The sequence below is a fragment of the Nocardia sp. NPDC003345 genome, assembly GCF_053589395.1.
On record NZ_JBSFRU010000001.1, the window covers coordinates 43,164 to 60,924 of the forward strand.

The window sequence follows — 17,761 nt, forward strand, 5'->3', positions numbered from 1 at the left end:
TCAGTGGGCGGAGGTGAGATGGCCCGACAGTTGCCGGTGCCGGGCGACGGAGGCGGAATTCAGTCCGGTGATCTCCACCTTCTTGCCCTTGGCGGCGTATTTGGTGGTGACGGCGTCCAGGGCGGCGACCGTCGAGGCGTCCCAGATATGCGTATCGGACATATCGATCACGATATTGTCCGGATCGCCGGTGTAGTCGAACTGATGCACGAGATCGTTGCTGGAGGCGAAGAACAGCTCTCCGCGCACCTTGTAGACGCGGGTGTCCGGGGCTGTCGCGTCGTCGACCGCGGCGACCTCGGTGAAACGCGCGACGCGTTGCGCGAAGGCGACCATGGCGGTGAGTACTCCGGCGATAACGCCGAAGGCGAGGTTGTGGGTGGCCACGGTGACGCCGACCGTCATCAGCATCACGGTGGTCTCGGCGATCGGCATCCGGCGCAGGGTGCGCGGATCGACCGAATGCCAATCCATCGTCCCCACCGACACCATGATCATGACCGCGACCAGGGCCGCCATCGGGATCTGTGCCACCAATCCGCCCAGGCCGACCACCAGAACCAGCAGGAGAGCCCCGGCCAGGAAGGTGGAGATCCGGGTGCGGGCACCGGAGACCTTCACGTTGATCATGGTCTGGCCGATCATGGCGCAACCGCCCATCCCGCCGAAGAATCCGGTCACGATATTGGCGACCCCCTGCCCCCAGCCCTCACGCGTCTTATCGGAGGGGGTGTCGGTGATATCGTCCACGAGCTTCGCGGTCAGCAGCGATTCCAGCAGTCCGACCAGTGCCATGGCCAGCGCGTAGGGCGCGATGATCCGCAGGGTGTCCACGGTGAACGGCACGTCCGGCAGCAGCGGGACCGGCAGGTTCGACGGCAATTCGCCCTCATCGCCCACGTTCGGCACCTGGAAGGCGAAGGTCAGGGTTATCGCGGTGAGGACCACGATCGCCACCAGCGGAGCGGGCACGGCGGTGGTGAGTTTCGGCAGTCCCACGATGATCGCCAGACCCGCCGCCACCATCGGATACACCAGCCACGGCACCCCGAACAGATGCGGGAGCTGGGCGATGAAGATGAGAATCGCGAGTGAGTTGACGAATCCCACCATCACACTGCGCGGGATGAACCGCATGAGTTTCGCGACGCCGGCCGCGCTCAGCGCCACCTGGATGATCCCGCCCAGGATCACCGTCGCGATCAGATAGTCGAGGCCGTGGTCGCGCACCACCGGCGCCACCACCAGCGCGACCGCGCCGGTGGCGGCCGAGATCATGGCGGGCCGCCCGCCGGTGATCGCGATGGTGACGGCCATGGTGAACGAGGCGAACAGGCCGACCCGCGGATCGACTCCGGCGATGATGGAGAACGAGATCGCTTCCGGGATCAGCGCGAGCGCCACCACCAGCCCCGCCAGCACTTCCACGCGCAGCCGTTTCGGGCTGCGCAGCGCCGCTCGCACCGAGACCACGGAATTCCCGGCGGGGAGTGTCGTCGCCACGATCGCTGACTCCGTTCACTGGTTGGGCGCGCGAGCGCGGCCGGCGATGATCGTCGGCGGGATATCGGGGGGCCGAGTACCGGAGTGGGCGCGGCAGCGCTGCCGGGCGGTGACTCAGCGATCAGGACCATACTCTCCCGTGGGGGGAGGGTTGCAAATCGGCGGAAGCCGAAGTGGTCCACGCCTCACTGCCGGCCTGCGCCGGGCGGAGACAAATATCCAAGTCCGCCGGGTGGACGCTTGCGCATACTCGCCCCATGAGTATCGATCGGATCGTCGCGAAATTGGTCGTCGAGGGCGCGGACGCGGCCATCGGGTATTACGGCGAGGTGTTCGGCGCCACCCTCGTGCAGCGGCACGAGGCGGCCGGGCGGGTCGTCTTCGCCGAACTCGATCTGCCGGGCGGGCAGACCTTCACCGTGAAGGACGCCGACGAGTTCGACCGTGACCCGCTGCGGATCGGCGGCCGTGGCGTACTGCTGACCGTGGTGACCACCGAGCCCGACGACCTCGCCCGGCGCATGGTGACCGCGGGCGGGGAGGTGGTGTTCGAGGTGGCGGATCAGCCCTACGGTGCCCGGCAGGGGCGGATACGGGATCCGTTCGGACACGAATGGATCGTCGGTACGGCCATTCCGCGGCCGGCGGATGCGACGGAGGTGCGGACGCAGCGGGTCGGGAAATGACCGGACCCCGGGAGCCTGGAACGGCTTCCGGGGTCCGGGGTCACGGACTGGACTCTCGTGACCTGCGCAGATTTGGGGTGGAGCATGTTCCTCGTCGGGGCGGCCGCGCCCGGCGTACAGGGGCCGCGATCACCGAACCGGAACGGGTGCGGCTGTTACTTGGCCGGGGCCTCGGCGGAACCGGACAGCAGCAGCGGCAGCAGCGGCAGCAGGACATCGGAGGAACCGGTCCCCGCCTCATCGTTGACCTCCGCGTTGGCCGGCGCCTCGGCGGAGCCGGACAGCAGCAGCGGGAGCAGCGGCAGCAGCGCGTCCGCCGATCCCGTGCCCGCCTCGCCCTGGGCCTCGCCGGTGACCGGCGCGGCCTCCGTCAGGGGAAGAGGGGCGGCGTTCGCGGCACCCGCCGCCGCGCCGACCCCGGCCGCGGCGATGGCAACGGCGCCGGCGAACGTACGGAATCTCTTGGCTTTCATTCGAGTCCTCTCAGGCATATCCCGGAGTGGGATACTTTTATTTACGGTCACATATGTAGCACCACGCGCATTGTGTTACTGACCGAATTCGGGTTTTCGGTCCCGAGAGGTTCGAGTGCGTCGCGTCACACCGGCGCCGGGCGACGGACCGATCAGTTCGCCGGGAGCCCGACCGACTGTGCCAGGAACGGCCAGGAGCTGCGCAGATCGTCCTCCCAATAGCCCCAGGAGTGGGTGCCCACGGGCCGGTCGTGCAGCGTGACCGGGATATTCAGCTCCCGCAGCCGGTTGGTGAGATTCAGGGTGCAGCCGCGGATGGCCGCCTCGATGGGCCCGCCGAACGCGATCTGCACCGGCAGCGGGATGCGGCCCTCCTGCACTCGCTTATCGAACGGAGTGTCGTGCGGCGCCGCCGGGATACCGCTGCCGGTGCTGAGGTAGACGGCCGTGCCGCGCAGCCCCTCCGCGTTCACCAGCGGATCATTGGCGCGCCACAGCGGGCCGTCGCTCGGCCCCCACATGTTCTCCACGCTCTGCCCGCCGCCCCAGTTCTCCACCGTGATCCGGACGAATTCGTGCCCGATGGGGTCGGAGGTCTGCGCGCAGCCGCTGTAGGACGCGACGCTCTTCCAGAAGCCGGGTTTGGCGATGGCCAGATTCAGCACCGAGGTGCCGCTCATCGAGACCCCGGCCAGCATCCGGTTGCCGTCCGCGTTCAGGTAGGCCTCGACAACGGGCGGGAGTTCTTCGTTGAGGAAGGTCTGCCACTTGTTGTAGCCGAGTTTCGCGTCGTTGCGGATCCAGTCCGTGTAGTAGGAGTTGCTGCCGCCGTAGGGGGTGACGACATTGACATCCTTGCCGCCCAGAAAGCCGAAGGCGTCGGTCTGGACATCCCAGCCGCTCTCGTTGGGGCCGCCGCCGGACCCGTTCAGCAGATAGAGGGTCGGCCGCGACGGATTCTTCGCCCGGATGACCTGTATGGGAATCGGCCGGTTCATCGCGGGAGAGAACACGTTTACGACCTCGACGCCGTTCACCTGCTCCACCGAGACCACGCCGGGCGGTTCGGCGGTCGCGGTACCGGTCGTGGCGAAGAGACCGGCGGCGGTGAGCGCACCGGCCAGTGCCAGGCGCAGGGCCGTGGCGGGCGTGTATCGCGGGGTTCGCACTGAGGAGACCTTCCGTGTAGTCCTCGTCGTCGGCCGATCGGGACGGGCGCGCCGGGCGCCCTGGTTCGGCATCCGTTGGGGTTCGCAGCGGACCCCGGTGCGGTTTGGTCCCGCTGGGAAATAGCCCGGTTTCCGCTGAGTAGGACGGCGGACTGCGGCCGCCGCCGGCAGCGGCTTGCATGGGGCGGATGACCGAGCATCACCCCGCGCTCTTCCGGCCGCTCACCGTTCGTGCCCTGGATATTCCGAACCGGATCGTCATGTCGCCCATGACCCGTTCGGCCTCGCCGGGCGGGGTGCCCGGCCCCGATGTCGCGCGGTACTACGCGCGCCGCGCCGCCGGGGGCACCGGTCTCATCGTCACCGAAGGCGTCGGTATCGACCATCCGGCGGCGGTCGACAACCCCCGCGTGCCCCGGCTGTCCGGTGCCGCGGCCGCGGACGGCTGGCGGGTCGTGCTCGACGAGGTGCACGCGGCGGGCGGCCGTATCGTTGCGCAGCTCTGGCATGTCGGGCCGCTGTGGGGCGCGATGGGTGAGCCGGATCCGGCCGTGACGCCGATGCGGCCGTCCGGGCGGTGGGGTACCGCGGGTGCCACCTCGTATTCCGGTGAATATCTCGCGCGTGCCGCGCGCGCGGTACCGCCGATGACCGATAACGATATCGCCGAAGTTCTCGACGCCTATGTGCGCGCGGCGATCACCGCCGCCGAACTGGGCTTCGACGGTATCGCCCTGCACGGGGGACACGGCTATCTGCTGGACGCGTTCCTGTGGCACGACACCAACACCCGCGACGACCGCTGGGGCGGAGACCATCTGGGGCGCACCCGGTTCCCGGCGGAGGTGGTACGGGCCATCCGCGCCGCCGTCGGCGCCGAACTGCCGATCTTCTTCCGCTTCTCCCAGCACAAACAGCAGGACTACCGGGCCCGTATCGCCGAGACGCCGCAGGAACTGGAGACGGTCCTGGGATCCCTCGCCGATGCCGGTGTGGACGTTTTCGACGCCAGTATCCGCCGTTTCGACCTACCGGCCTTCGCGGGCAGCGAGCTGTCGCTGGCGGGATGGGCGAAAAAACTCACCGGCGCGTACGCGATGGCGGTGGGAAGCGTCGGCCTGGCGAAACCGCTGCGCGACAGTCGCGCCGAGGGCGCCGCGCAGGTCGCGGACAATATCGGTGAGGTCGGGCGGCGGCTGGAATCCGGCGAGTTCGACCTGATCGCGATCGGACGCCTGCATCTGGCCGACCCGGCGCTGGCGACCACCCTGCGCACCGGTGCGCCGCTGACACCGTTCGACCGCGCCGTCCACGAAGGCAGCCTGTACTGACCCCGCGGACCCGGCCCGGACCGGGCCTGCCGCGCCGGTCAGCGGTCCATGCGGGCGAAGAGTTCACGCGCGGCGAGGCTGCCGTCGAGCAGCCGCGCGGTGCGCTTGCGGATCAGCCAGGTCCCCTCGGCGCGGACCAGCTCGAAACGGTTGGCGGTGACGCGCCACACCCGGAAGGCGTCCTCGCCGGGATCGCGGCGCAGCAGCAGCGAATGACAGGTCGCGACGGCGGTGTCCCCGTCGATCCGGATATGGACCGGGTCCAGCAGGTGCCCGCAGCCTTCGTGGATGTAGTCCTGATGCGGTGCGGTGCGCACCATCTCGGTGATCGCGTCGCGCCCCCGCATCACCCGGATATCGATGTCGTACACGGCGTCCTCGGCCCACAACCGGCCGACCGCCTCGGCGTCCCCCGCGTCGACGGCCGGGCCGTAGGCCGTGAGCACCTCGTGGACGGCGGCTTTGTCCTCGAGGAGTTGTACTCGTGCCAGTAGCGAGGCCACCGGATCCGCGGTGTCGGTCATATCGGTCCTTCCCGGAGGTTCGCGGCGGTGCCGCCCGCTCTGTTCTACCGGTTGCCCCCGGCGCGGGCCGGAGGCATTCCGCTGATCGGAAACGCGCAAATGGGGCCGCCGATCCGGCGACCCCATCCGCTCGCGAACCGAGACCGGCTAGGCGATTTCGGCGAGTGCCGGGCGGCGGTTCAGGACCGCCGTGGCCGAGGCGATCAGACCGGCCACCGCGACCGCGGTGACCAGGTAGAGCCCGGGCCGGTAACCGGCGATGCCGTCGGTGGCGGCATGGCCGATGAGGCCGGTGGCGACGGCGAGCACCACGGCGCCGCCGATCTGGAACGAGGTCTGCACCAGGCCCGAGGCCAGACCCTGCTCATGGTCGGCGATGCCCTCGGTGGCCTGCGACATCACCGCGGAGAAACCGAGGGCGAAGCCGAGGCCCAGCAGCAGGAACGCGGGCAGGTAGTCCACGGCGTAGACCGGGTCGGCGCTGCCGCCTCGGGTGAGGAACCAGGCGTATCCGGCGACGAACGAGGCGAGGGCCGCGATGATCATCGGAGCGGTCCCGAACCGGTCGATGAGTTTGCCGGCCAGCGGCGACAGCACGGCCACGATGATGCCCGCCGGCGCCATGGCGAGCGCCATCTGCAGCGGCTGCCACTCCAGGGTGTTCTGCAGGTACAGCGACACGATGGTCTGGAAGCTCAGGTAGGAGCCGAAGATGGCCAGGGCGGCCAGGTTCGCCCGCACGATCGACCGCACCCGGAAGATGCTCAGGCGCACCAGCGGATGGCGTACCCGGTTCTCGACCACGAAGAAGGTTCCCAGCAGGCCGACCGCCAGGACGGTGGTCGCGATGACCGTGGTGGTGAAACCGGTCTCCGGTGCGGTGACGATCGTGTAGACCGCCGCGAGCATGCCGCCGGTGAGCAGCGCCGCCCCGGTGTAGTCGATACGGCCTTCTTCCTTCTCGATATTGCGCGGCACCACGATGTAGGCGGCGACGAGCACCAGGGCGACCACGACGACCGGCATATAGAAGGTGAGCCGCCAGTCGATGCCGGTGAGCAGCCCGGACACGATCAGCCCGGAGGCGTAACCGGTGGCGCCGAAGATGGTGAAGATCGACAGCGCGCGGTTGCGGTCGGGCCCCTCCTTGAAGGTGGTGGTGACGATCGAGAGCGCGGCCGGTGCGGTGAAGGCGGCGGCGATGCCCTTGACGATGCGGGTGGCGATCAGCAGCCAGCCCTCGTCGACGAGACCGCCGACAAGGGAGGCGATTGCGAAGACCACCAGCGCGGTGAGGAAGACCTGGCGGCGTCCGAGCAGGTCGGCGGCGCGTCCACCGAGAAGCAGCAGACCGCCGTAGCCGAGGATGTAGCCGTTGACGATCCATTGCAGCGCGGAGGTGTCGAGTCCGAGGTCGGCGCCGATGGAGGGGAGTGCCACGCCGACCATGGAGACGTCGAGCGCGTCGAGGAACATCGCCAGTCCGGCGACGAAGAGAATCGCCCACAGCTTCGGCCCCCAGCGGCCGGAGGCCGGCGCTGCGGATTCGGCAGAGGCGAGGTTCTGCGGTGTGGTTGCGGTGAGGGTCACCCGAGAAAACTTAGATGCACGAGCATTGAATGTCAACGCATGAAATGCACTGTCATGAAATGACCATGCATTAAATGACTTGACATGCTAATCTCGGCTCATGTACCACGACTCCGACAACGATGTCTGTGCGAAGTGGTCCGAAACTCTGCGTCGGTACCACGTCACCTCTTGCGAGCTGGAGAACGCGCTGCAGGCCGATCATCGGCTCGGGCTCAGCGAATTCGAACTCCTGCAGGTCCTCGGCGGCCGCTGCGGAGCGGCGGAATCCAAGGTCAGGATGAAGGACATCGAAGCGGAGATGTATCTCAGCCAGAGCGCGCTGTCACGCACCGTGACCAGGCTGGAGAAGGCCGGTCTGGTCCAGCGCGCCGCGTGCGAGAACGACCGCCGCGCCAATTTCCTGGCCCTCACCGACGAAGGCCGCGACCGGTTGAACCAGGCCCGCCCCACCCATCTCGAGGTGCTGCGCAAACATCTGACCTGAACTCGGCCGCACGCCGGGTTACCCTCGGGAGCATGCCGAGCGAGCACACTGTGCCGCCTGAGCGGACACCCTCGTTCCATCTCGACGCCCTCGCCGCCGACCGCGACGAGGGTCCGGCCCCGCCCGGCGACGATCCGATGGCATTACTGGTCACCATGCTGGACCTGCAGGCGGAGCTGCCCGGTATCCGGCGGATGCGCGAATGGGGGCATCGGGCGCTGGCCGCCGGGGCGGGGGAGCGGGTGCTGGATGTGGGATCGGGGACCGGGAGCGAAGTCGTGGATCTCGCCGCGCGGGTCGGCCCGGACGGCGCGGCCGTCGGCGTGGACCCCAATCCGGCGATGCTCGCCGTCGCCCGGGAACGCGCGGCGGCGGCCGGAGTCCGGTGCCGGTTCGTGGAAGGTGATGTCTACCGGCTGCCGTTCGACGGCGAGACCTTCGACGCGGTGCGCTGTGAGCGGGTCTACCAGCATCTCGACGATCCGGACGCCGCCACCGACGAGATCGCCCGGGTGCTGCGGCCGGGTGGGCGGGTGCTGCTCGTCGACAGCGATTGGCAGACCGCGATCCTGCACCCCGGTGATACCGAGGTGGTCGCGCGGATGACCGCGGCGATGCTCGAATCCACCCCCAACGCCCGTTCCGGCCGCCGCTTGCGCGGCCGGCTGATCGGGGCCGGTTTCGAGATCGACGATATGGGCTCGGAGGCGGTCATCTGGGATCCGGTGGCCGTCCGCCCGATGTTCGGGCAACTGGGCGGCAGCGCACTCGCCACCGGAGTGATCACCGGGGACGAATTCGGTGAACTCGTGGCGGGGATGGACGCCGCGATCGCCACCGGCGACCACCACCTGTCCGTGACGATGTTCGCGGTACTCGCCCATCTGCCCACGTCCTGAGCGTGCCCCAGGGACGAGGCCCGTGGTCCACCCGGGTCCGGTCCGCGGGTATCACGGGGGATAGTCGAACGGCACCCGTCGTGGCCGAGATTCCCGCACCCCCCCGAGCGGAGGCGCCGTGAAATACGCAGAGCCCGATATTCGTCCACCGGCCCAGGGGCCGCCGCGGCCGCCCGAGGTCGATATCACCCTCGATGTGAACGGGGCGGCCCATCATCTACGGGTCGACACCCGGGTGACCCTGCTGGACGCACTCCGTGACCATCTGGCCCTCACCGGGGCGAAGAAGGGGTGCGATCAGGGTGCGTGCGGGGCCTGCACCGTGATGGTGGACGGGAAACGGGTGGTGTCGTGTCTGATCCTGGCCGCCCGATGCGAGGGCCGCGCGATCATCACCGTCGAGGGCCTGGCCGCCGACGGGGAACCACATCCGATGCAGGCGGCCTTCGCCCGCCACGACGCCTTCCAGTGCGGATACTGCACATCCGGCCAGATCATCTCCGCGATCTGCCTGATCGCCGAGGGCCGGGCCGGATCCGACGCCGATATCCGCGAATACATGAGCGGCAACCTGTGCCGCTGCGGCGCCTACCCGAATATCCGCGCGGCGATCCGCGACGCCCGAGAGGAGCGGTGACGGTGCATCCTTTCGAATACGAGGTGGCGGCCGAGACCGGGCGCGCGGTCGCCACGGTGACCGCCGATCCCGGCACCTCCTTCCTGGCGGGCGGGACGACCCAGCTGGATCTCATGAAGGACGGTGTGCTGCGGCCCGCGCGGCTGGTCGACATCACCCGCCTTCCGCTCACCGGTATCACCGCGACCGAGACCACGCTCCGCGTCGGGGCACTGACCACCATGGAGGAACTCGCGGCCGATCCGGTGGTGCGGGAGCGGCTGCCGTTCGTCCGGGAGGCGCTGCTGCTCGGGGCCTCGGTCCAGTTGCGCAATACCGCGACCCTCGGCGGCAACCTGCTGCAGCGCACCCGGTGCCGCTATTTCCGCGATCCCACCGTCGCGGCCTGCAACAAACGCGATCCCGGGTCCGGATGCGCCGCGATCGGCGGTATCCAGCGCATGCATGCCGTCCTCGGCGTCAGCGAGCACTGCATCGCCCTGCACGCCTCGGATGTGGCGGTCCCGCTCACGGCGGTGGACGCGGTCGTGCACACCCGGGCCGCCGGCGGTACCCGCGAGATCCCGCTGACCCGGTTCTATCTGCCGCCGCACGACACACCGCATCGCGAGAACGTGCTGCAGCACGGGGAACTCGTCACCGAGATCGAGATCCCGCTGCTTCCGGCCGGGACGCGGTCGCACTACCTCAAGGTCCGGGACCGGGTGTCCTACGAATTCGCGCTGGTCTCGGCGGGTGTGGCGCTGACGGTCGAGGACGGGGTGATCGAGGACGCGCGGGTGGCGCTGGGCGGGGTGGGAACGGTGCCCTGGCGCGCCTGGGGCGCCGAGGACGCACTGCGCGGCGCCGCCCCGGAACCGGCCGTCTTCGCCGCGGCCGCCGAAGCCGCGATGGAGGGCGCCCGGCCGCTGCGGGGAACGGCGTTCAAACTCGACCTCGCCCCACGCACCCTGATCCGCGCGCTGGAAACCGTTACGGGAGGCGTCCCGTGACCGCCGTCGATTCCCGGACCGTGATCGGCGCGGGCATCGACCGAGTCGATGCCGCCCCGAAGGTGACCGGAGCCGCGCACTATCCCAACGATTTCGCCTATCCCGGGATGGTGCACGCCGCACTGGTCGGCAGCACGATCGCCGCCGGCCGGGTGCGGCGTATCGACGCGTCACGCGCGGAGGCCGAACCGGGTGTCCTGGCCGTGATCACCCACCGCACCGCGCCCGCCCTGCGTCGTGCCCCGGACAATCTGCTGGGCTGCTCGCCCCCCGCCCCGTTGTGCGACGACCGGATCCTGCACTACGGGCAGCATCTCGCGGTGGTGGTGGCCGAAACGCCGGAACAGGCGCGATACGCGGCGCGACTGGTGCGGATCGACTACGAGCCCGGCGAACCGGTGCTGGAGATGGACGACCCGCGCGCCGAGATCCTCGACGACCCGTGGGGCCAGGACACCGACCGCGGGGACGTCGAGGCGGGATTCGCCCGGGCCGACGCCGTCGTGGCGGCCACCTACACCACTCCCGACAACACCAACAACCCGTTGGGCCTGATGGCGACCCTGGCGGTGTGGCAGGGCGATTCGCTCACCGTGCACGACTCCACCCAGTGGCCGCACAACGTCCGGACCTCGCTGGCCGCGATCTTCGAAGTACCCGAGAGCGGGGTCCGGGTGCTCGCTCCCTATGTGGGCGGGGGGTTCGGGGCGGGATTGCGGGTGTGGTCGCATGTGATCCTCACCGCGCTCGCGGCACGGCTGCTCGAACGGCCGGTGAAACTGGTGCTGACCCGTCCCGAGATGTTCACCTCTGTGGGACACCGGCCGCTCAGCGTGCAGCGGATCCGGGTCGGCGCCACCGTCGACGGTGATCTCCTGGCCATCGAGCATCACGCCCTCTCGCCGGTCGCGCGGGAGGACGACGACTACGAGGCGGTGTCCTATGGTTCGACCTTCTCCTACGCCTGCCCGAACGTCCGCACCCGCGACCGGCAGGCCCGGCTGAACATCCCCTGCCCGGGGTCGATGCGCGCCCCGGCCGAAGCGCAGGGCAATTTCGCGCTGGAATCGGCGATCGACGAAATCGCCTATGCCGTGGGGAAGGACCCGCTCGATATCCGGCTGCGCAACTACGCCGAGGTGCATCCGGTCTCGGGGCTGCCCTGGTCGAGCAAGGCCCTGCGGGAGTGCTACCGGGTGGGCGCCGAACGGTTCGGCTGGGCGCGGCGCGCACCCGAACCGGGTTCCATGCGCGAGGGCCGGTGGCTCGTCGGCTACGGGGTCGCCGGTGTCTCCTACCCCTTCTACGGGGTGCCCTGCCAGGCCCGCGCCTCGATCCGCCGCGACGGTTCGGCCTATGTGCGCAGCGCCGCCACCGATATCGGCACCGGCACCTACACCGTGATGACCCAACTGGCCGCCGAAGAACTCGGCCTCGATATCGGCCGGGTCCGTTTCGATCTCGGCGACTCCGATATGCCGTATTCGCCCCAGGCGGGCGGGTCGGGACTCACCGGCGCGCTCGGTAACGCGGTGCGGATCGCCTGCCGGCGGCTGGTGCAGGAATTCCTCGATGTGGTCGCCGACGATACCGAATCACCGTTGCGCGGAGCCCTACTCGACGATGTGACCGTCACCGACGGCCGGATCCATCGCCCGGCCGACCCCGCCCGCGGCGAGGCCTACGCCGATATCCTCGCCCGCCACGGCCTCGAGGAACTCAGCACCGACGGCCGCAGCACACCCGCGCGCGATACCGAGCTCGGCACGGCGGTGGCGGGCGCGTTCGGAGCGAAATTCGCCGAGGTGCACGTGGACCCCGGGCTGGGATCGCTGCGGGTGACGCGGATGGTGTCGGTGATCGACGGGGGACGGATCCTGAACGAGAAGACCGCCACCAGCCAGATCATCGGCGGCACGGTCGGCGGGATCGGGCAGGCGATGTTCGAGGAGACCCTCACCGACGAACACACCGGGCGGATCGCCAACGCGACATTCGGCGACTATCTGGTCCCGGTGAATGCCGATGTGCCCGATATGGACGTGGTCTTCGTCGGCGGTCCCGACCCCGCGAGCGCGCTCGGGACCAAGGGCGTCGGCGAGATCGGGCTGGTCGGGGTGGCCGCGGCCATCGGCAACGCCGTCTATCACGCCACCGGCCGCCGGATCCGCTCGCTGCCCATCGTCGTCGACCGGCTCATGCTGTGAACGCCGGAAAGGTGGTGTCGCGGCGGAAGTCCGGCCGGTCGCGCGGCGGTGGGAGGTGGCGATGCTCGGACTCGCCCGGGAACTGAACCACTGGTTCGAGACCGGCCGGGATTTCGCGGTGGCGACCGTGGTCGCGGTGCGCGGTAGTACGCCTCGGGATCCCGGTGCCGCGCTCGCCGTGGACGACACCGGGACGGTCGTGGGATCGATCTCCGGCGGCTGTGTCGAGGCCACGGTGTACGAACTGTGCCGGCAGGCGCTGACCGACGGTCACACCGTTTCCGCGCGCTTCGGACCCACCGGCGACGACCTCTTCGCCACCGGACTTACCTGCGGCGGTGTCATCGATGTCCTGGTCACCCCGGTCCGGGCCGCCGCGCCGGGTCCGCTGCGAACCGCCGTGGCCGCCGTCCGCGCCGGCGAACCGGTGGCGCTGGCCCTGGTGGTGGACGGCCCCGCGGACACGACGGGGCATACGCTGGTCGCCGGAGCCGACGGTGCGTTCGAGACCACCCTGCCGGGGCCGGACCGGGATATCCACGCTGTGGCGGCGCGGGCCCGCGCCGCATTGGCCGCGGCGCGTACCGAGCGGGTGACGACCGGCGACGCGACGCGCGGGCGGCTCACCCTGCTGATCGAATCGAGCGCCCCGCCCCCGCGCCTCATCGTGTTCGGGGCGATCGAGGTGGCCGCCGCCCTGGCGCGGCTCGGGAAGTTCCTCGGCTACCACGTCACCGTCTGCGATGCGCGACCGGTGTTCGCGACCCCCGCGCGGTTCCCGGACGCCGACGAGGTGGTCGCCGACCGGCCGCACCGCTACCTCGAGACCGCAGCGGTCGACGACCGGACCGTCCTGTGCGTCCTGACCCACGACCCCGAATTCGATATCCCACTGCTCACCCGCGCACTGAGGCTCCCGGTCGCCTATGTGGGGGTGATGGGTTCGCGGCGGACGCAGACCGAGCGGATCGACCGGTTGCGGGCGGCGGGCATCACCGCCGCGGAACTGACCCGCCTGCGCGCACCGACCGGCCTGGACCTCGGCGGCCGGACGCCCGAGGAAACCGCGCTCGCCATCGCGGCCGAGTTCGTCGCCGAACGGCACGGCGGGACCGGGCTACCGCTGGCCTCGACCCACACCCGCATCCACCACGACGCGCCGCCGCAGTTCACCGACGTCGCACTGGCGGGCACCGGTCATCCGGACGAAGCCGACCGGCGGCCGGGAGGGGAGCGGGGAGCCGACCGCTGTCCGGCGCGGTCGTGACAGTCGAGGGCGTCCGGTGCCGGCACCGGTTCCGCTCCTGTCCGGCGCCGATCCATCCGTGAGCCGATAGGCAGTTCGAAAGCCCCCTCGGGGTCCGGTCCGCCGCCCGGTCCTGCCCGCAAGACGAGCCGACCCCCGCCGGGCCGGTTACCCTGAATCCATGCCGACAACAGTGCTGGTCGTCGCTGCCCGGCACCATCGGGGAACAATCCGGCCCGGTTCCGGTGCGCCCCGGTCGTGGGTGCGGCCTCGGACGCCGTCGGCGGCGGATCGTCGGCCACCGGACCCCTAACAGGCTCCGGAGGCCCCTGAGATCCGGGGCGCGGCCGAGCCGGCCCGTCCCCATCCGGCCTCGCCGGTACCGGCAGCTCTTCCGATATGCGTCAGGCGCGCTCCCCGTACGGGAGCCGTTCCGAGTCCGTTCGACAGACCGACGGGAGCACCATGCAGCCGCGTGTTCCGGGACGAGACCGCGAATGCGAACAGCTCGACGAACTGCTGCGCGCGGTGCGCGCCGGCGAGAGCCGCGCCCTCGTGATCCGGGGCGAACCCGGTGTCGGCAAAACCCGGCTGCTCGACTACCTGGTCGAGCACGCGCGCGGGTTCCGGGTGGCGCGGGTGACGAGTATCCAGTCCGAAATGGAACTGGCCTTCGCCGGCCTGCACCAGCTGTGCCTGCCCATGACCGACCGGCTCGGTGAGCTGCCCGGCGCCCAGCGCGACGCCGTCGGCGCCGCACTCGGGCTGGGCAGCGGGCACGCCCCGGACAGTTTCCTGGTCGCCCTCGGAGTGCTCGGCCTGCTGTCGGAGGTCGCGCGCGAGCAACCGCTGCTCTGTGTGGTCGACGACGCCCAGTGGCTCGACCGCGCCTCGCTGCAGACCCTGGCGTTCACCGCCCGGCGGCTCGGCGCCGAATCGGTGGCCCTGGTGTTCGCGGTCCGGGCGCAGGACGACGCGGTCGCCGAACCCGCGGAACCCCTCGGCCTGCCCGAACTGCGTCTCGAAGGCCTCGCCGACCCCGACGCGCGCGCCCTGCTGCGCGCCACCATCCCGGGCCCGGTCGACGATCACGTCCTCGACCGGATCGTCGCCGAGACCCGCGGCAACCCGCTCGCGCTGCGCGAACTGCCCAAGACCTCGACCCTCGGCGAACTGGCCGGCGGTTTCGGCCTCCCCGCCGCCCCCGCGATCAAGGCGCGCCTGCGCGACGCCTACCTGCGCCGGACCGCCGATCTCCCGCCCGAAACCCAGCACTTCCTCCTGGTCGCGGCCGCCGACCCGACCGGTGAACCCGCACTGCTGTGGCTCGCCGCCGAACGGTCCGGCGTCGATATCGACGCCGCCGCCCCCGCTGTCGCGGCAGGTCTGGTGGAGTTCGGCGACCGGGTCCGGTTCACCCACCCCATCGCCCGCTCCGCCGTCTACTGGGCCGCCTCACCCGACGACCGCCGCAGCGCCCACCGCGCGCTCGCCGCCGCCACCGATCCGGCCGCCGACCCCGACCGCCATGCCTGGCATGCCGCCTACGGCGCGTCCAACCCCGGCGAAGCCGTCGCCGCCGAACTCGAGCGCTCCGCCCTGCGCTCCCGCATCCGCGGCGGTGTCGCCGCGGCCGCCGCCTTCCTGGCCCGCGCCGTCGAACTGACCCCCGATACCGACCGCCGCCGCACCCGCGCCCTCGCCGCCGCCCAGGCGACCCACGAGGCGGGCGACCCCGATACCGCGCTGAAACTGCTCTCCCTCGCCGAGGCCGGACTCGACGACGACCGCCTGCGCGCCGAAGCCGACCTGGTACGCGCCCGTATCGCCTTCACCACCAACCGCGGCAGCGCCGCTCCCGCCCTGCTGCTCGACGCCGCGAGCCGGCTCGCGCCCCACGATCCCGCCCACGCCCGGGAAACCTATCTGGAGGTCATCGACGCCGCGATCTTCGCCGGCCCCCAGTCCTACGACCGCGGCCAGAACGACGCCGCCCGCGCCGCCCGTGACACCCCCGCCCCGCATCCGCCGCGCCCGTCCGATCTGCTGCTCGACGGCTGGGCCACCCGCATCCTCGACGGCCACAGCGCCGCCGTTCCCGCCCTGCGGACCGCCCTCGGCGCCTACCGCCGTCCCGAACTCCAGCCCGAGGAGGCGTTGCGCCGGCTGTGGCTTACCGCCGCGACCGCCGCCGGCCTGTGGGACCACGACACCCTCTCCGCCCTGAGCATCCGCAACCTCGACCTGGTGCGCCGATCCGGCCTCGCCTCCGCACTACCCCTCGCCCTCACCGTCCGCTGCCTGGTCCACGTCACCGAAGGCGACCTCGCCGACGGCGAAACCGCCGCCGCCGAGATCCGCACCGTCTCCGAAGCCGTCGGCATCCCCGCCCCCCTCTACGCCGACCTCCTCGTCGCCGCCTGGCGCGGCCACGAAACCGAATGCCTCGACCTCGGCCGCCGGGCCGACGAAGGCGCGCTGCGCCGCGGCGAAGGCGTCGGCCCCGTGGTCGGCAGCTGGGCGCGCGCCCTGCTCTACAACAGCTTCGGCCGCTACGACGAAGCCGCCGAAGCGGCCCAGCGGGCCAACAGGGAATACGTCCAGCTGGAGGTGGGCATCCCCATCTGGTCGCTCGTCGAATACATCGAAGCGGCCGCCCGCACCGGCGCCACCGACGAAGCACGCGCGGCCCTCACCCGCCTCACCGAGGTCACCACCCCCGCCGGCACCGACTGGGCCACCGGTATCGAAGCCCGCTCCCACGCCCTGCTCGCCACCGGCACCGCCGCCGAAACCCGCTACCTGCAAGCGATCGACAGCCTCTCCCGCACCAGCCTGCGCGGCGAACTGGCCCGCGCCCACCTGGTCTACGGCGAATGGCTACGCCGCGAACGCCGCGGCCATATCGCCCGCGAACACCTCCACACCGCCCACGACCTGTTCACCACCATGGGAATGGGAGGATTCGCGCAGCGGGCCGCCCGCGAACTCGCCGCCACCGGCGAGAACATCCGAAAACCGATCGCGGACAACGGAAACGAACTCACCGCCCAGGAAACCCAGGTGGTGCGGCTGGTGCGGGAAGGTCTCACCAATCCGGAGATCGGGGCGCGGTTGTTCATCAGCCCTCGCACGGTCGAATGGCACCTCCGCAAGATATTCGCGAAGCTCGGAATCAAGTCCCGCCGCGAGCTTCTCGTCTCACCCTCGTGATATCCGCGTGGCCAGTCGTCGAATTCTCCAGGCGCGCAATTCGGTTGGTTGGAACCGAGCGTCCGGCGCCCTGCCGCTGTACCTTCCGGGGCTACCTGACAATGTCGATACCGGGTACGGCCCGCTCCAGCGCCGTGCGGTACTCCTGCAACGTCGGCGAGGTGTATACCGTGGGTTCACCCTTGAACCACATGATGGAGGGGCAGGTGTAGTGGGCGGCGTCGACGGTCACCTCGGCTACCTGCTCGGCCGATCGAGCTTCGAAAATCGTCACCTTCGCGCTGGAGCGTAAGACCTTCGCCGTCTCGCCCTCATCGAAGGCGCAGGTCCCGACACTCTCGTGGTCTTCCCCGTGTTCAGCGCAGGCGACCAGTTGCACCTGCTTCGGGTCGCCGATGGGTTCCAGCTCCGCATCGCTCGAGGAGAACCCGGTCCAACTATTTGATGACGACGGGTGTCCGACACTCGCGTTCTCGATGATCACCAGTGGATTCCGGCCACCCTCGTAGGCCGCCGCGTCGGGGAAGGACGTCCGCTTCGGGCCCAGGAACTCACCACCGGTACAGATCGCGTCGAAATCACTCGTCTCACCGATCGGAGTCGTGCTGGCCTGCACTCCTCCACATGCCACCAGTGCCACCGATGAACCGACGACAAACGACAGCAGCGCAATCCGCCGAACGGACATTCCCCACCCACCCCATCCATATTCCGAAATTGGCTCCCTGCGGTACGGGTGGAGTGTATGACACCGGGCTGCAACCAATTCCGGAATCCCGGCATAACTTCGCGGGGTAGGTCGCG

General features: G+C 70.2%; 15 protein-coding genes. 9 read left to right on the forward strand and 6 right to left on the reverse strand.

What is annotated here, in order from left to right:
• Positions 1-1,503 (reverse strand): SulP family inorganic anion transporter, encoded by a 1,503-nt coding sequence (locus tag ACWDU1_RS00270; protein WP_449994429.1) that lies wholly within the window; start codon positions 1,501-1,503, stop codon positions 1-3.
• A gap of 257 nt (positions 1,504-1,760) precedes the next feature.
• Between ACWDU1_RS00270 and ACWDU1_RS00275 the strand changes: the two genes are divergently transcribed.
• Positions 1,761-2,189, forward strand: coding sequence for a VOC family protein (locus tag ACWDU1_RS00275; protein ID WP_449994431.1), 429 nt, complete (start codon positions 1,761-1,763; stop codon positions 2,187-2,189).
• 155 nt (positions 2,190-2,344) lie between these two features.
• On the opposite strand, the gene ACWDU1_RS00280 is transcribed toward ACWDU1_RS00275, so the two are convergent.
• Complete coding sequence (locus ACWDU1_RS00280) at positions 2,345-2,662, reverse strand: hypothetical protein (RefSeq protein WP_449994433.1); 318 nt, start codon at positions 2,660-2,662, stop codon at positions 2,345-2,347.
• Between the two features lie 152 nt (positions 2,663-2,814).
• Complete coding sequence (locus ACWDU1_RS00285; RefSeq protein ID WP_449994435.1) at positions 2,815-3,831, reverse strand: alpha/beta hydrolase; 1,017 nt, start codon at positions 3,829-3,831, stop codon at positions 2,815-2,817.
• 188 nt (positions 3,832-4,019) lie between these two features.
• Here ACWDU1_RS00285 and ACWDU1_RS00290 point away from each other — a divergent pair, with 188 nt between their 5' ends.
• Complete coding sequence (locus ACWDU1_RS00290; RefSeq protein ID WP_449994436.1) at positions 4,020-5,162, forward strand: oxidoreductase; 1,143 nt, start codon at positions 4,020-4,022, stop codon at positions 5,160-5,162.
• A 38-nt stretch (positions 5,163-5,200) separates the two neighbouring features.
• Here the strand turns inward: ACWDU1_RS00290 and ACWDU1_RS00295 are convergent, their stop codons facing one another.
• Complete coding sequence (locus tag ACWDU1_RS00295; RefSeq protein WP_449994438.1) at positions 5,201-5,686, reverse strand: nuclear transport factor 2 family protein; 486 nt, start codon at positions 5,684-5,686, stop codon at positions 5,201-5,203.
• Positions 5,687-5,833: 147 nt separating this feature from the next.
• Positions 5,834-7,162 (reverse strand): MFS transporter, encoded by a 1,329-nt coding sequence (locus tag ACWDU1_RS00300; protein ID WP_449994487.1) that lies wholly within the window; start codon positions 7,160-7,162, stop codon positions 5,834-5,836.
• A gap of 214 nt (positions 7,163-7,376) precedes the next feature.
• Here ACWDU1_RS00300 and ACWDU1_RS00305 point away from each other — a divergent pair, with 214 nt between their 5' ends.
• The 7 genes from ACWDU1_RS00305 (at position 7,377) to ACWDU1_RS00335 (ending at position 16,957) form a co-directional block, all read left to right on the forward strand.
• Positions 7,377-7,763 (forward strand): MarR family winged helix-turn-helix transcriptional regulator, encoded by a 387-nt coding sequence (locus tag ACWDU1_RS00305; RefSeq protein WP_449994439.1) that lies wholly within the window; start codon positions 7,377-7,379, stop codon positions 7,761-7,763.
• Positions 7,764-7,795: 32 nt separating this feature from the next.
• Positions 7,796-8,662, forward strand: coding sequence for a methyltransferase domain-containing protein (locus ACWDU1_RS00310; RefSeq protein WP_449994441.1), 867 nt, complete (start codon positions 7,796-7,798; stop codon positions 8,660-8,662).
• Between the two features lie 139 nt (positions 8,663-8,801).
• Entirely contained in the window at positions 8,802-9,299 is a 498-nt protein-coding gene (locus ACWDU1_RS00315) for a (2Fe-2S)-binding protein (protein ID WP_449994489.1), read from the forward strand.
• Between the two features lie 2 nt (positions 9,300-9,301).
• Positions 9,302-10,291, forward strand: coding sequence for an FAD binding domain-containing protein (locus ACWDU1_RS00320; RefSeq protein WP_449994491.1), 990 nt, complete (start codon positions 9,302-9,304; stop codon positions 10,289-10,291).
• The gene (locus tag ACWDU1_RS00325; protein WP_449994443.1) at positions 10,288-12,498 is read left to right on the forward strand and encodes a xanthine dehydrogenase family protein molybdopterin-binding subunit; all 2,211 of its coding nucleotides are present in this window, start codon (positions 10,288-10,290) and stop codon (positions 12,496-12,498) included. Before ACWDU1_RS00320 ends, ACWDU1_RS00325 begins: the two co-directional genes overlap by 4 nt.
• Positions 12,499-12,559: 61 nt before the next feature.
• A complete protein-coding gene (locus tag ACWDU1_RS00330) occupies positions 12,560-13,765 on the forward strand; it encodes an XdhC family protein (protein WP_449994445.1) in 1,206 nt (401 codons plus the stop codon).
• A gap of 444 nt (positions 13,766-14,209) precedes the next feature.
• Positions 14,210-16,957, forward strand: a complete 2,748-nt coding sequence (locus ACWDU1_RS00335) for an AAA family ATPase (protein WP_449994447.1) — start codon at positions 14,210-14,212, stop codon at positions 16,955-16,957.
• 91 nt (positions 16,958-17,048) lie between these two features.
• Here ACWDU1_RS00335 and ACWDU1_RS00340 read toward each other — a convergent pair whose 3' ends face one another.
• A complete protein-coding gene (locus ACWDU1_RS00340; protein WP_449994449.1) occupies positions 17,049-17,645 on the reverse strand; it encodes a hypothetical protein in 597 nt (198 codons plus the stop codon).
• Between the last annotated feature and the right edge of the window lie 116 nt (positions 17,646-17,761).